This window comes from Pseudomonas californiensis, from assembly GCF_021147775.1.
Lineage (GTDB): Bacteria > Pseudomonadota > Gammaproteobacteria > Pseudomonadales > Pseudomonadaceae > Aquipseudomonas > Aquipseudomonas californiensis.
In genome coordinates this window covers 20,931-35,734 of the sequence record NZ_JAGTPK010000018.1, presented here as the reverse complement: position 1 = coordinate 35,734, position 14,804 = coordinate 20,931, and the positions used below count along the sequence as shown (strand labels likewise).

Sequence of the window (14,804 nt, the reverse complement as noted above, 5' to 3'; positions counted from 1 at the left end):
GCAGATTCCATTGCCAATAGTTGAAGGGCGCCTGTCAGGGCAGTATTTTTCAAGCCATTGGCTGTTCCAGCGAGCAGGCGTTTTCCCGGCACGCTTCGCAGATCAGGCAGCGGCTCTCGCCGTGTCGGGTGGCTTCTTTCATCAAGTTGACCTGGGCATTGGCCAGCGCCGGGGCAGGCGGTGCGCCGGATACATGGCCATTGGTGTCTTCGGGGAAAAGTGCGGCCAGCAACTGGATGCCAGCACCGGTTGCCGGAGTACCGCCGCTGTTCAAGGCGATGCTCGCGCCGTTCAGCCAGACGCCAGCGGGATTGAGCGTGAGCGTGCTGCCGCCTGCGGACAGCGTCAGCTCAGTGCCCGCTTCGATAACCACCTTGTTGCCAGCTTTGCAATGAATTTCCTGGCCGGCGTCGAGGCAATGATTCAGGCCGGTTTTGAGGTACAGGCTGCCACCGATATCGAGATGATCATCGCCGCCGACGTTCACCATACGGCTGGCCTGGATGGTGCGATGTTCTTCGGCCTTGAACAGGCTATAGCTGTTGGCGACCACGCTCTCGTGACGCTCGTGGCCCACATTGACGATCTGGTTGTGGCGGACGATCTGCTGCCAGTCACGCTCGGCGTGCAGATAGATGTGTTCGGCGCCCTTGCGGTCCTCGATGCGCAGTTCGTTGCTGCCCTTGCCACCGGGGTAGCTCAGGGTCTTGAAAACGGTTCGGGTCTTGTGGGCAGGCAGGGTGTGGGCAGCACGGTTGCGGCTGTTGGGCACACAACCGCTGATATACGGCTGATCAGGGCAGCCTTCCCAGAACGACACAACGACTTCCATGCCAACTCGCGGGATGGTCACGGCGCCATACGCATCGCCGGCCCAACTGGACGCGACGCGCATCCAGCAACTGCTTTGCTCATCGGCCATACCCTCCCGGTGCCAATGGAACTGAACCTTGACGCGACCATGCTCGTCACAATGGATTTCTTCCCCCGCCGGGCCTGTGACCACTGCGGACTGGCTGCCCTGTACGCAGGGCGTACGGTGACTCATGGGCGGACGGAAATGGGACTTCCACGGAGTGGCTTCGAAGGTGTTGCGATAGCCGTGAAAGAAAGTGTCCTTGTCGTCGGATTGGCCGACCCCTGCTTCCTCCAGCACCTGCGGCTGCTTGCCGCTGTGGGTGACACGAGTCAGCAGCCACAGGTCGTTGTTCTCAGCTATCGGATGGGCATGCAGGGGCAGGAAATGGCCGCTCGCCAGGTTTGCCATATCGCTGTTACCGACTGCCACTTGGTAGTCGCCGCGCAATCTCTCCAGGGCGCGTCTGGCCAATAACCTGCCGCGCTGCTCGTCTTCGAATGAGCCGGGGAAGCGGTAGTCTTCAAGTTCGGGCTCGCTCACGCCTGAAGCCGGACGCTCCCCGGCGAATGTGGTCTCCATGCGCAGGTGTGGCTTTGTGAACTGGTAATCGCGTCGTGCAACCTTTGATGCACGGGCTTGCAGGCGCACGCTGAACTGTTTGACAGTGGGCTCATCCGGTACGGTTCCTGTGTCGGGCTGGAATCGGCCTGGCTGCAGTTTCGGAAAGAATGTCTGATCGTCACCGAAGACCAGCACGTGGCGGGTTTCCTCGTGTTCAAAGTGGTAATGGATACCTTCGACCGCGCACAGGCGCTGAATGAAGTTCAGGTCGCTTTCGTCAAACTGCGTGCAGTATTCGCGCTTCGGATAGCTGGCAGGTCCGAGATTGAAACGATAGGCACCTTGCAGAATCCCGTGAGCCTCAAGCACTTGGGCGATGATCTCCGGCACACTTTTGTGCTGAAAAATGCGCTGGTTGCAGCTGTGTTGCAGATAGGCGATGCGCGGCGCCAGTTTCAGTTCATAGCGGGTCAGGTGACCGATGGATCCACCGCGACTGACGCTGTGGACCTGTCCATGGATGCCTGTGCCGATCGCACTGAAAGACAGAAAGGCCAATTGATGAAGCAGGCTTTCCAGTGGCAGATCTGTTTGTTCGCTGACCAGTTGTATGGTGATTTCGTAGGGATGGCTGATCTGCTCGCTGCCTTCGAATGCCAGAACCTGGAAGTCGTGACGGATGGCAGGCAGCTTCAGGGTAAATCGGGTAGTTGCCCGAGCTGTGGCGTCAATCATCCGGGAAGTCCTTTTTCCGTTGATTCGAGAAGCGATGGTGTCGAGCAGCCATATCCCCGTGCTTTTGGCGTGCAGTCCCCGCAGTCCCTGAGACCCGCTCGCGATTGGGGTCACGAGAGCGGGACGGGCCTGCCGTTCATTCGAAGGGATATGGCTGAATCGACGGACACAGGATCGCTGATGCGCGGTGCTCTATATACGGCGCTATTGCGCCGGTTCTGATAGGAAAGAGGGGCGCTGGCTGTAGGAAAAGCTCTATCAGCCGGATTGAAGGTGATCGGTGTGGCTCACGCCAGGGCGCGGACCGGACGACATTCCAGCTTGAGGCTGGCACCGCCGAGTGCGCTGGTACCGATTTCCAGATTGAAGCCGTGCAGATTGACAATGGCCGCCACCACGGAGAGGCCTAGCCCGAAGCCGCTTTGCTCGTTGCCAGCTTCACTTCGATAGAAGCGCTGGAACACTGCGACGCGTTCTTCTGCGCGAATGCCGGGACCGGAATCCTGTACATCTATGCAAGGGCTGTTGCCGTCCTTGCACGAGTAGGCGCTGACCATCACGGTTCCGCCTGCAGGTGTGAACTTGATCGCGTTGCCCAGCAGGTTGGTGAGAGCCTCGAACAACAGGGCGCGGTCACCGACCAGTGTTGGAATCGGCTCTTTCAGTTCCAGCAGCAAGGTAATCTGCGCTTCTTCTGCGAGCGGGAGGTAAAAATCGTGCAGTTCCTGAAGCAGCGGCCGCAGCTCAAGTTGGACGAACGCCGAGCGACGTTGGCGATCTTCCAGTTCAGAGATTCTCAACAGGCCACGGAAACGCGCCATCAGCGTATCGGCCTCGGCGATGACCTGACTGATCTGCGCATCATGGACCGAGCCGTAGTCGGACTGTTGCTGAATGCGATAAAGCTGGGCTCGCAGACGTGTCAAAGGCGTGCGCAGGTCATGGGCAATGTTGTCGCAAACCCCCTTGACCTCGTTCATGAGCTTTTCGATACGGTCGAGCATGGCATTGACGATGACCGCCAGCATGTCCAGCTCATCGCGCCGGTTCGACACCGGCAGACGGCCCGCCATGTCGCCGGCGATGATCGACTCGGCACTTGCCTGGATGGCTCTGATACGTCGTAAAGGGCGACGCCGCAACAAGTGCCAGCCCGCCACGCCGGGGATAATGGTCAGTGAAATACCCCAGAGGAGGGCATGCAGGATCAGCGTACTCACAGCAAACAGCGAGCCGTTTTCGCGTACCAGCACCAGAAAGCGTCCGTCGGAGGTCCGGGTAACGACCGCATCGCAGCTGTTTTGCGGCAGACCCGGGTCATCGGAGTCGATGCAGTTGCTCAACTCGTGGATCTGGCCGTCGACCGGTAATACGTCAGGGATTCGAGTGATAGGGCCGGCGATGGGACGAAAGTCTTCGTCGAACAGGCCATAAGCGTCCACGGCGCGCATGTCGAAGGTCATGCTGGTGGCGAGCGCGTCCACCAGGGCCTGGCCTTCGAATTTCGAGAATAGCTGTTGGCGCTGGGTCAGCGAATGACGGGCCAGGTTGTCCAGGTAGGAGGTGACTTCCCAGTAGAGAACACCCAGTAAAATGGCGCTCCACGCCACGAACAATGAGCTGTAGAGCGCCAGCAATCGGCTTGTGGAAGAACGCCAGCCCTTAGACGGGTTCGGCAATAACATAACCCGAACCTCGCACGGTCTGGATCAACTGCGCGGTTCCGGGCTGATCGATTTTTTTACGCAGACGACCAATGTGCACGTCGATCAGGTTGGTACCTGGGTCAAAGTGATAGCCCCAGACTTCCTGGAAAATCATCATGCGGGTGATTATCTGGCCGCTGTTGCGCATCAGAAATTCCAGCAGTTTGAATTCTGTTGGCAGCAGGGTAAGCGGTTGGCCACCGCGACAGGCCTCGCGGCTCATCAGGTTGAGCTCAAGATCGGCAACCTGCAGCACCGTCTTGGCCGCGCTGACCGGGTTGCTGCGGCGCAACAGCACCTCGACACGCGCCGCCATTTCGTCCGACGCGAAAGGTTTGGGCAGATAGTCGTCGCCACCGGCCCGTAATCCGCGCACGCGCTCGTCCACATCGGACAGCGCGCTTATCATCAGAATCGGCGTCGAAATACCCTGCGCACGCAGGTGGGTGACGATAGTCAGGCCATCCATCTCCGGCAGCATGCGGTCCAGCGTGATCAGGTCATAGTCGCCACTGACCGCACGCGCCAAGCCATCACGGCCGTTGTCTACCCAGTCCACTTCCAAGCCGTGGCTGCTGAGCTCCGCGACAATTTCCTTTGCGGTGATGGCATCATCTTCGATTGCCAGAATTCGAGTCATGGTCCCTGCCTGAGTGGGTGCAGTCAAAGCAGTAGTTTGCATCTAAACGCTGGCTCGCTTCCTGAAAGAAAGTTTAATGATGGAGATCATATGTCTTTCTGTGCCTCAGCGTCTTCGTCCTTGAGCTTCTGCTCTCTTTCGAGGCGCAGTTTTTCGGCCCTGTTTTTCTTGTCCCGCTCGATCTTGGCCGTGGTGTCTTTTTCGCTGCGGATCTGTGCATGGCTGATCAGGGCGAAAATGAAGCTGCCGCCGATGATGTTGCCTGCCAGCGTCGGTCCGGCGAATATGAACCAGAACTCTTTCCAGCCCAGCTCGCCTGCGAATACAAGATAGGACACCTCCGCTGATCCGACCACAATGTGGGTGAAATCACCCAGCGCCATCAGGTAGGTGATCAGCACAATGATCGCGATCTTGGCGTTTTCCATAGAGGCGATCATCCAGACCATGGTCGCGATCATCCAGCCTGACACGATGCCTTTGGAAAACATCTGGCTGACATCATTTTCCATGACTTTACGACCTATCTCCAGAAAGGCCTCGTCGGTCTTGGTATCGAAAATCGGCAGGTGCAGCATCACATATGCCACCAGCAGCGTGCCTGCGAGATTGCCTGCAAGCACCACGCCCCATAGACGCAGCAAACGCCAGATGTTGGCCAGGTTCAGTTTGCTCATGACCGGCAGCACTGCGGTGATGGTGTTTTCGGTAAACAGTTGCTGGCGCGCCAGGATCACAGCCAGAAAACCTGCCGAGTAACCCAGGCTGGTAATCACATGGGCGCCAGGGATGCCTTCGAGGCGAGATTTGAACAGCCCCATCGCCATCAATGACAGGCCCATGGTCAAACCGGCTGCCAGCGCTGACCACCACAGGGCAGCAACGCTGCGCTCCAGCTCATGGTCGCCCTGGATTCGAATGGTTTCATGCAGGACCGCCGCACGGGGCGGTTGCTTCTCATCGATCTCGCGCTCTTCCTCGGCTGACAGGCCGGGGGTCTTGCCATCTGCTTCGTTGTCCATACAACTTCCTTCGCGCCAGAGATGAGGTGGACCCACCGGTCCGATGGTTCAGACAGGCGCGTTGCGCCGTCGTTCGCCGTCTCGGCAGCCTATTGAGCATTGTAGGAACGGGTTGGCAAAACGAAGTCTTCATCCCGACAAATAGGTGCTCTGGTCCCGGTCCATAGTGATGACAGACAGCGTTTTCCTGGCTGCGGCCAGCAAGTGCTATGCGTGCTCAGCGGTGTATTTGGGAATTTGTATCAAACATAAATAAGAATCTGTACTATTCGCGAAAAATCCTGCCGGGTCCCAAGAGGTCTGGTTTCTGACAAGGGCTGCACGTCGATGCGTCGTACTTTTGTTTCTCTTTGCGTTATTCAAGCCATCTCCCAGGCTGCCTGGGCTGAACAGGTTACTGCCGAAAAACCCTCTATAGAATTGCAGAATATTGATATTCAGGGCGCTGCCACTGTCGAGACTGCATTTGGGCCTGTTCAGGGTTACCGTGCGACGCGCTCCGCCAGCGCGACCCGTACCGACACATCCCTGCATGAAACGCCACAGTCAGTCAGTGTGGTCACCCGCGAAGCGGTCGAAGACATCGGTGCGACGCGCTTGCAGGACGCCCTTGATTACGCAGGCGGCGTCGGGCGCGCCAATAACTTCGGTGGCCAGGGTCTGACCACTTTTACCGTACGCGGCTTTACCACGGGTGAGTTCTACCGAAACGGCTTTCCCATCAACCGTGGTTATCCCAACATGCCTGACGCCAACACCATCGAGCGTCTTGAAGTACTGCGTGGTCCGGCAACTACGCTATACGGCCGTGGCGACCCGGGCGGCACGTTCAACGTGGTTTCCAAACAGCCGCTGGCCGAGCGTTTGGTCACGCTGGGCAGCCAGCTCAACGATCAGGGTATGAAGCGTGGCACCCTGGATGCGTCGGGTCCGCTGGACGATGACGGGCGCTTTGCCTATCGCCTTAACCTGGTGGGCGAGGGCGGCGATACCTTCCGGGATCACGTCGAGACCGAGCGTTACGGGGTTGCACCAGTGTTGAGCTGGCAGGTGGATGACGCCACACGCATCACCTTCGAGGGTGATTTCATGCGCAATAACGCGCCGCTGGACAGGGGCCTGACGCGCTATGCCGCTCAGACCCGCACCGCTTCGCGGGATACGTTTTTCGGTGAAAAAGACGTGGGCAAACTGCACAACGATAACAATATGGCGCAAGTGCGCTTTGATCATGACCTGAACGCCGACTGGAAGCTCGGCGGTGGCGGGCAGTTTCTCGACGGCAGCCTCAAGGGCGATGCGATAGAGGCCAATGGGTTGGCCGCCGATGGGCGTACGCTGGGGCGCAACTTCAATTACCGCAAGCTGGAATGGACCGACCGAGACGTGCAATTGAACGTCACCGGGCATTTCTCCACGGGCGGGTTTGATCACACGCTGCTTGCGGGGGTCGAGTATGAGGATTACGACTACAAGTCGATCATTCAGCGTTCGAGTGGTGCGGCAAGCGCTTATACGATCGACATCTTCGATCCGGTGTACGGTCAGGCTCGCCCGGCGTTGACGCGCACTACAACCAACGACAAGGAAAACCTCAAGACCTATGCAGCCTTTGTGCAGGATCAGGTGGCCCTGACCGAACGCCTCAAGGTGCTGGCGGGTGTGCGTTTCGAGCGCTTCGAGCATGACTACGACACCTTCGGGATCGGCGTACCGTTCACCAACAGCGACAACGCGGCTACACCTCGTCTGGGCCTGATCTACGACCTGACCGACACCGTGGCGGTTTACGCCAATGCCGCACGCTCGTTCAAGCCCAATACCGGCGCCAGCCGTCTGGGCGGCGGCTTCAAACCGGAAGAGGGCAAGTCCTACGAAGTCGGCGTCAAGTGGGAAGCGCTGGACCGCCAGTTGAGCGTCGATGCTGCTCTGTATCAGATCGAGAAACAGAATGTACTGACCACCGACCCGGTCGATTCGACCTTCAGCGTTGCGGCGGGCGAAGTCCGCAGTCGCGGGCTGGACTTGAACGTGGTCGGCAACCTGACGCCGGAGTGGCGCGTGATGGGCAGCTACGCCTACGTCGATGCGCAGGTTACCAAAGACAACACGTTGCGTTCTGGCACGCGCCTGCTGAATATCCCGGAGCAGACCTTCAGTCTGTTGAACGTGTATGAATTCCAGGACGGTGCCTTGCGCGGCCTTGGTCTTGGCGCCGGTGGTCGTTATGTCGACCAGCGTGCCGGGCAGACTGCCAATGTGGCATTTTCGATGGACAGTTACACCGTGTTCGATCTGTTGGCCTTCTACAAGGTCAACGAGCACGTGAAGCTCAACCTCGACTTGAAGAACGTTTTTGACACCGAGTACGAAGAAGGCGCGTTCGGCAACGTCTATGCGTACCCCGGCGCGCCTCGTACGGTACAGGTAGGGATTGCCTACACCTTGTAGTGTCAGGCGAAGACCCGAACGGGCGACCCCGCGTGCCACGCCTGAATGTCTTCGATCATCTGACTGAAGAAGGTGCGGTAGTTGTTCTCGGTGACATAGCCGATGTGCGGGGTCGCCAGCACATTGTCCAGCGAACGGAACGGGTGATCCGCAGGCAATGGCTCGGTGTCGAAGACGTCCAGTGCCGCGCCTGCGATCCGGCCTTGTTGCAGGGTTGCAATCAGCGCGGCCTCGTCGATGATCGGGCCGCGTGATGAGTTGATCAGATACGCGCTCGGCTTCATCCAGCCCAGCGCCTGAGCGTCTACCAGTCCGCGGCTTCGGTCACTGAGCACCAGATGCACCGACAGCACGTCTGCCTGTTCGAACAGGGCCTGTTTGCTGACGTAGGTAACGCCTGATTCAGCAGCGGCCTCAGGTGTGAGGCTCTGGCTCCAGGCGATGACCTTCATGCCGAACGCCTGGCCGTAACGGGCAATCCACTTGCCAATGCTGCCCAACCCCAGAATGCCCAGCGTTTTACCATGCAGGTCGCTGCCCAGCCCTACCTGCCATTTGCCGTCACGCAAGGCGTTGGCCTCCGCCACCAGATTGCGGGTTACACCCATTATCAGTGCCCAGGTCAGCTCCGGTGCCGCATGCTTGTAGCTCTCCGTGCCGCATACCACGATACCCAGTCGTTTCGCAGCAGGCACATCAATAGCAGCGTTGCGCATGCCGCCGGTCACCAACAGTTTCAACGCTGGCAACTGACTGAGCAGCGCATCATCGAACAGGGTTCGCTCACGCATCACGCATATCACCTGGAAGTGTTGCAGTCGCTCGACCATGGTTGCGGTGTCGGCCGGAAAATCATGCAGAAAACTGACCGTCCCTACGGCGTCGAGTGCAGACCAGTCGACAACGCCGCTGGCTACGTTCTGCCAGTCGTCGAGCACTGCGATTTTCAGTTGAGTCATGAGCGTGGGTCTCCTCGTGTCGGGTTGGAAGGGCTTCGTTTCCGTCAGTTGAACAGGCTGGCTGCGATATTGATTGAAAGCCCTAGAATGGCGGTATTGAACACAAAGCAGATCAAGGATTGCGCGAGCACAATCTTGCGCATTTCGCGCGTGCCCACACCGACATCGGAGGTCTGCACCGCAACGCTCAGGGTGAAGGAAAAGTACAGAAAGTCCCAGTAGTCGGGGTGCTTCTCGCCACCGGTAAAGGTCAATGGGGGTTCCTTGCCTTTGGAGGTGTAGAACAGATGGGCGTAGTGCAGGCTGAAGATCACGCCGATCATCAGCCATGAGCCAATGACGGTGGCACCGGTAAACGCGTGATGCAGGAGCTGCTGATGGGGCGACAGACCCTTGCTGCCAGCGATTTCCAGAATAATAGCTGCCAGGCTGGCCAGTGCTGCAATGCACACGGTCAGCAGGATACCGCCAGCTTTTTCGTCTTCCATCAGCGCTACCCGCCGCACGTCATCGGCGGTGCTATGCAACGTACGAATAAAGATCAGCACCAGATACAGCCAGACGCCCAGGTCCCAGCCAATCAGCAGATGCTGAGTAACAGAGGCAGTGGGGATCAACCACACCGATGCACAGCCAACCAGCAGGCCTACCAGCGCCGAGACAGTCAAACGAGGATGCGTGTGAGCGATATGGCGCATGCGGGCTAGTCGTTACCAAGTGTTGCCAGACAGTAGCATGCCCTGATGCGCTTTGAAAAAACGGCGCACAAGGGGGTTGTGCGCCGTGTGCCAACGGTGTGGCGAGTGTTCAATGTTGTCGACTGCAGACTCAACGCACCAGGCAAGGCTGCTTGTTGTTGAACTTCCAGTCTGAAATCAGAAATTGCATGGCGACGGCATCGTTACGCGCCCCGAGGCCCATGCCTTTGTAGAGCTCGTGGGCCTTGGCCAATTGATCGGTGTCCAGTTCTACGCCCAGCCCCGGTTTCTTCGGCACCGCGACCTTGCCACCGACAATCTGCAACGGTGCTTTGGTGAGGCGCTGGCCGTCCTGCCAGATCCAGTGGGTGTCGATGGCCGTAATGTTGCCCGGTGCGGCAGCCGCGACATGGGTAAACATTGCCAGCGAGATGTCGAAATGGTTGTTGGAATGCGAACCCCAGGTCAGGCCCCACTCGTTGCACATCTGTGCGACGCGCACCGAGCCCTGCATGGTCCAGAAGTGGGGGTCGGCCAATGGGATGTCCACGGATTGCAACTGAATGGCATGACCCATTTCACGCCAGTCGGTGGCGATCATGTTGGTGGCGGTTTTCAGGCCTGTGGCTCGACGGAATTCGGCCATCACTTCCCGACCGGAGAAACCGTTTTCTGCGCCACACGGGTCTTCGGCGTAGGCCAGCACATGGTGCTGGTCACGGCACAGACGAATGGCTTCTTTCAAAGACCAGGCTCCATTGGGATCCAGTGTGATGCGGGCCTCGGGAAAGCGCTCCGCCAATGCGGTAACGGCCTGTATCTCGTCATCACCTGACAGCACACCGCCTTTCAGCTTGAAGTCTTGAAAGCCGTAGCGCTGATGAGCTGCTTCGGCCAGACGGACCACGGCTTCGGGTGTCAGCGCGACCTCATGGCGCACGCGAAACCAGTCGTTGTCGGCATCCGGTTCACGGCGATAGGGCAGGTTGGTCTTGCCCTGATCGCCGACATAGAACAGGTAACCGAGCATTTCGACCTGATCGCGTTGCTGACCCTCGCCGAGCAGCGCGGCGACGGGAACGTCCAGGTGCTGGCCGAGCAGGTCGAGCAGCGCAGCTTCCAGTGCAGTGACGGCGTGAATGGTGATGCGCAGGTCGAAGGTCTGCTGGCCACGGCCGCCCGAGTCGCGCTCGGCAAACGCTTTGCGCACCTGGTTCAGGATGCTCTGGTACGTACCGATGCTGCTACCCACAACCAGCGAGCGCGCGTCTTCCAGGGTCTGACGAATCAGATCGCCGCCGGGCACCTCACCGACGCCGGTGTGACCGGCGTTGTCCTTGAGTATCACGATATTGCGGGTGAAGTAGGGGCCGTGTGCGCCGCTCAGGTTAAGCAGCATGTCGTCATGGCCAGCGACCGGAACCACCTGCATTTCAGTGATGATCGGGGCCTTGCCGGTGATGTTGGAGTGCTGAGTATTCATGATCAGATCCTTCAAAAATAGCCTTGAAAAAAATTTAACGGGCGTGGGTCAGTGGGCGGCTAGCGTTTGCACAGCAGCCACAGGTGTCGCGCCGGGTTTGGGCTTATTGCGGGCGGCGAAGACGATGATCGCAGCGAGGATTGACGTGGCCGTCAGCCCATACAGGCCGCCCTGAATCGAGCCGGTGTGTTCTTCAAGCAGGCCGAACGTGGTGGGCGCCACGAAGCCGCCGAGGTTGCCCACCGAATTGATCAGCGCGATCACCGCAGCGGCGATGCGTGCGTCCAGATACGCCTGCGGAATAGGCCAGAACAGCGAGGAGGCCGATTTGAAGCCCAGTGCCGCGAAACAGATAGCCACGAAGGCGAAGATCGGGCTGCCGGTGGTGGACATGAACATCCCGGCGGCAGCGATCAGCAGAGCGACGGCCACCCACGCCTGTTGGCGTTTCCATTTGGCCGAAAGCGAGGCGAATGCGTACATGCCGATGATCGACAGCAGCCAAGGGATCGAGTTGAACATGCCGACTTCGAAGTCGGTCATGCTGCCCATCTTCCGGATGATGCTGGGCAACCAGAACGTTGCTGCGTAGATCGTCAGTTGAATAAAGAAGTAGATCAGGCAAAACAGAATGATCTGGCTGTCCTTGAGCAACTGGCCAATGGACGCCTTGACCGGCGTTGCCGCTTCACGTGCAGCCTGTTCGGCATCAATGGCATTGACCAGGGCATCCTGTTCTTCGCGGGTCAGCCATTTGGCATCGTGTGGTTTGGAGTCCAGCCAGAACCAGACGAAGAAGCACAGGCCGACCGAAAACATGCCTTCGATGAAGTACATCCACTGCCAGCCTTTCAAACCAAAGCCTGTGATTTGCAGCAGCAACCCCGACAGCGGACCCGAGATCAGCGACGCGATGGCCGAGCCACTGAGGAAGATGGCGATGGCTTTGCCACGCTCTACGCCCGGTAGCCAGCGAGTGAAGTAGTAGATCACACCGGGGAAGAAGCCAGCTTCGGCGACGCCGAGCAGAAAACGCAGGATATAGAAGTGGGTTTCGTTCTGGATGAACGCCATGCAGGCGGCCACCAGACCCCAGGTCAGCATGATGCGTGTCAGCCAGATACGTGCGCCGACTTTCTGCAGAAGGATGTTGGACGGTACTTCAAACAGTGCATAGCCGATGAAGAACAACCCGGCACCCAGGCCATAAGCAGCCGCCCCGATGCCCAGGTCGTGCTCCATGTGCGAGCGCACGAAGCCGATGTTCACCCGGTCGATGTAGTTGACGATAAACATGATGACGAAAAGCGGCAGGACATGACGTTTGACTTTGGAAACGGCTGAACTCAAAACCGAATCTGCGCCGTTCGCCATCCCGGAACTGGATGTGCTCACAATTGGAACTCCCACTCGTTGTTTTTATGCGGGTATGAGCGAGGTGTGTCCCTCGCATTGTCGGTCATCATACAAGTAAAAAAGGTCCGCGCAAGCCCTTTGATATGCGCCAAAAAGGTCTTTTTTTGCGGCGTACGACAAAAGGCGTCGCGGTTGGTGGCCCGGAGCGAATACCTGGAAATGATCCCATTTATCTGTTTTATAAAGGGAATATAAGAAATTTCGTTCGTGCTGAACCGGTTCTTCGGGGGATTCCTTTCTCAGTGCAGCATCGAAAAAAACACTGTGGTTCGAGCCGGCGATTGACGATCCAAAACAACTTGTATTACAAGCTGGACAAGTTGTTGGCTTGCCCAACGCAGGCCTGCTGCGGCTCCAGTGCTATGATCGCGCCGTCGCGGCACCAAAGCGCCGCGTATTCAGACAAGTTGAACCTCAGGACGGCCACCCCATGCAGACACCCGACAGCGCAGCGCCGAAACTCCGCCGGCACAGCCTCGCCACGGACCTGGTGACGGAGTTGAGTCAGCGTATTCTGTTGGGCAAGATTGCACCGGGCCAGAAGCTGCCTTCGGAAAACGAGATCGTCCGGGAGCACGGTGTCAGCAGGACAGTGGTGCGTGAGGCCATTTCCAAGCTGCAGGCCTCAGGGCTGGTGGCGACCCGGCATGGCATCGGTACATTCGTGCTGGAGCGTCGCGACCAGACAGGCCTGCGGCTGAAGGTCGAAACCGTCTCGCGGGTGCGTGACATCATCGAACTGCGTATTGGCCTGGAAACCCAGGCGGTCGCGCTGGCTGCGGTGCGCCGGACTGATGAGCAACTGGCGGCGATGCGCCAGGCGCTGGATGACTATCAGGACCTGCTGGCCAACGAAGACAGCTGCGTCGAGGCCGACAAGCGCTTCCACATGCTGATCGCAGAAGCCACGGGCAATCCGTATTTTCTGGAGATCATGCAGCATCTGGGCAGCGCGGTCATTCCGCGCAGCCGCATCGCTTCGAGCGAGCGGGCCGGCAATAACCTCGCGCATCACGGTTATCTGGCCAATCTGGAACACGAGGCCCTGCTCAGCGCTATCCGTCGCAAGGATCCGGACGCTGCACGTGCAGCCATGTGGACCCACTTGAGCAACAGCCGGGAGCGACTGGTGCCGCTCGAATAATCCGCGCGTTCGGCAGCCGCGCTTTATTGCGCCTGGCCCATGACGCCCAGCATGACCTGCGTCTGCCATTCGAAGTAGGGGTTGAAGGTCAGTCGTGCATGGATCTTGCCCGGCTCGTTGTAGCCCCAGTCTGAATACCATACCGGCTCGCCAGCCATGCATTTTGCCGTGTCCGGAGTCGACTGGCCGTTCCAGCAGATGCGCTGGCTGCCTGCCACGCCGTACAGCGGATTGCCGGGCGCAAACAAAAGGCCCATGTGCGAAAAGCGGCTGATACGGTATTCAGGCAGATAGTCCTTGCGCACCTCGATACGCGCGTTATCGGCAGCTTTGGCCGGCAGGTCGCCGTACCAGATCAATCGGCTGGCCGGATGGCTGAAGCGCTGTTGGAAATTTTCCAGCACGTAAGCCGTGTCCACTACTGAGTCGTGCCGAGCGATGGCGACAAACACCGGCTTTTCGTATTTGCGCTCACTCAGCCGGTCCTGGGCCAGCACGCTGCTGCGATAGAACTGGGCGAAACCGTTGGTGGGCATATTCATGTAGCGCACAGGGGTCTGCATCGGGCGCAGACCGTCATTGGGTGCGGCCAGCCATGGACGAGCCCAGCCGATCCACGGCGTCAGCCATGCGTAAATGCTGTCGGAGCGAAAGGCCGGCGAGAACAGCAGCAGCCCGGCAATGTCGTCGTGTTGGTAGGCGTAATCCAGCACCAGATTGGCACCGGTCGAAAAGCCGCCCAGATAGACTTCGGGCACCTCGCGACTGAGCAATTGCGCCTGCTCGCGCACCACGCGTTGCCACTCTTCCAGGCGGACGTCGAGCATATCCTCAGGCCGGGTACCGTGACCGGGCAGCAACACTGTCCTGACCAGAAACCCCTGATCGGCCAGCCGCTGGCCCACGTCGTTGAATGACCACGGCGAATCCCCAAGGCCGTGCACCAGCAGAACGCCCCCTTTGACGGCGCCGCTCGGGTTCCACTGTCGTGGTGCGTTCCAGCCCAGTTCGGTTTCAGTGTCCGGCGTCTGAAAGGCGCGCTTTTCGCGCATCATGGCTACCGTCTGTTGACGGTAAATCTCGAAGCTGTTTTCGGGTTTTTCACCCTCGGCCATCGAGGTGCAGGCTTG

11 protein-coding genes are annotated in these 14,804 nt (G+C 58.9%); 2 read left to right on the top strand and 9 right to left on the bottom strand.

The annotated features are described in order from the left end of the window. Window positions 1-49: 49 nt before the first annotated feature. From KDX37_RS18015 to KDX37_RS18000, 4 genes are all read right to left on the bottom strand, one after another. Window positions 50-2,155 carry a type VI secretion system Vgr family protein gene (locus KDX37_RS18015; protein WP_231654064.1) on the bottom strand — a complete coding sequence of 702 codons (2,106 nt, stop codon included), beginning with the start codon at window positions 2,153-2,155 and terminating at the stop codon, window positions 50-52. 287 nt (window positions 2,156-2,442) lie between these two features. After that, window positions 2,443-3,840, bottom strand: coding sequence for a sensor histidine kinase (locus KDX37_RS18010; protein ID WP_231654063.1), 1,398 nt, complete (start codon window positions 3,838-3,840; stop codon window positions 2,443-2,445). Beyond that, window positions 3,818-4,501, bottom strand: a complete 684-nt coding sequence (locus KDX37_RS18005; protein WP_231654062.1) for a response regulator transcription factor — start codon at window positions 4,499-4,501, stop codon at window positions 3,818-3,820. Before KDX37_RS18005 ends, KDX37_RS18010 begins: the two co-directional genes overlap by 23 nt. 86 nt (window positions 4,502-4,587) lie before the next feature. Then, the gene (locus tag KDX37_RS18000) at window positions 4,588-5,523 is read right to left on the bottom strand and encodes a formate/nitrite transporter family protein (RefSeq protein WP_231654061.1); all 936 of its coding nucleotides are present in this window, start codon (window positions 5,521-5,523) and stop codon (window positions 4,588-4,590) included. 327 nt (window positions 5,524-5,850) lie between these two features. Between KDX37_RS18000 and KDX37_RS17995 the strand changes: the two genes are divergently transcribed. Then, complete coding sequence (locus KDX37_RS17995; RefSeq protein WP_231654060.1) at window positions 5,851-7,974, top strand: TonB-dependent siderophore receptor; 2,124 nt, start codon at window positions 5,851-5,853, stop codon at window positions 7,972-7,974. 2 nt (window positions 7,975-7,976) lie between these two features. On the opposite strand, the gene KDX37_RS17990 is transcribed toward KDX37_RS17995, so the two are convergent. From KDX37_RS17990 to KDX37_RS17975, 4 genes are all read right to left on the bottom strand, one after another. Beyond that, window positions 7,977-8,933, bottom strand: coding sequence for a D-2-hydroxyacid dehydrogenase family protein (locus KDX37_RS17990; protein WP_231654059.1), 957 nt, complete (start codon window positions 8,931-8,933; stop codon window positions 7,977-7,979). A gap of 44 nt (window positions 8,934-8,977) precedes the next feature. Further along, a complete protein-coding gene (locus KDX37_RS17985) occupies window positions 8,978-9,631 on the bottom strand; it encodes a DUF1345 domain-containing protein (RefSeq protein WP_231654058.1) in 654 nt (217 codons plus the stop codon). A gap of 130 nt (window positions 9,632-9,761) precedes the next feature. Then, a complete protein-coding gene (gene gudD / locus KDX37_RS17980; protein WP_231654057.1) occupies window positions 9,762-11,114 on the bottom strand; it encodes a glucarate dehydratase in 1,353 nt (450 codons plus the stop codon). A gap of 48 nt (window positions 11,115-11,162) precedes the next feature. Further along, complete coding sequence (locus KDX37_RS17975; protein WP_231654140.1) at window positions 11,163-12,488, bottom strand: MFS transporter; 1,326 nt, start codon at window positions 12,486-12,488, stop codon at window positions 11,163-11,165. A gap of 472 nt (window positions 12,489-12,960) precedes the next feature. On the opposite strand from KDX37_RS17975, the gene KDX37_RS17970 reads away from it, so the two are divergent. Beyond that, window positions 12,961-13,674: a FadR/GntR family transcriptional regulator gene (locus KDX37_RS17970; RefSeq protein WP_231654056.1), complete on the top strand. Its 714-nt coding sequence runs from the start codon at window positions 12,961-12,963 to the stop codon at window positions 13,672-13,674. A 23-nt stretch (window positions 13,675-13,697) separates the two neighbouring features. On the opposite strand, the gene KDX37_RS17965 is transcribed toward KDX37_RS17970, so the two are convergent. Then, on the bottom strand, window positions 13,698-14,789 hold the full coding sequence (locus KDX37_RS17965; RefSeq protein WP_231654139.1) for an alpha/beta fold hydrolase: 1,092 nt from the start codon (window positions 14,787-14,789) through the stop codon (window positions 13,698-13,700). Between the last annotated feature and the right edge of the window lie 15 nt (window positions 14,790-14,804).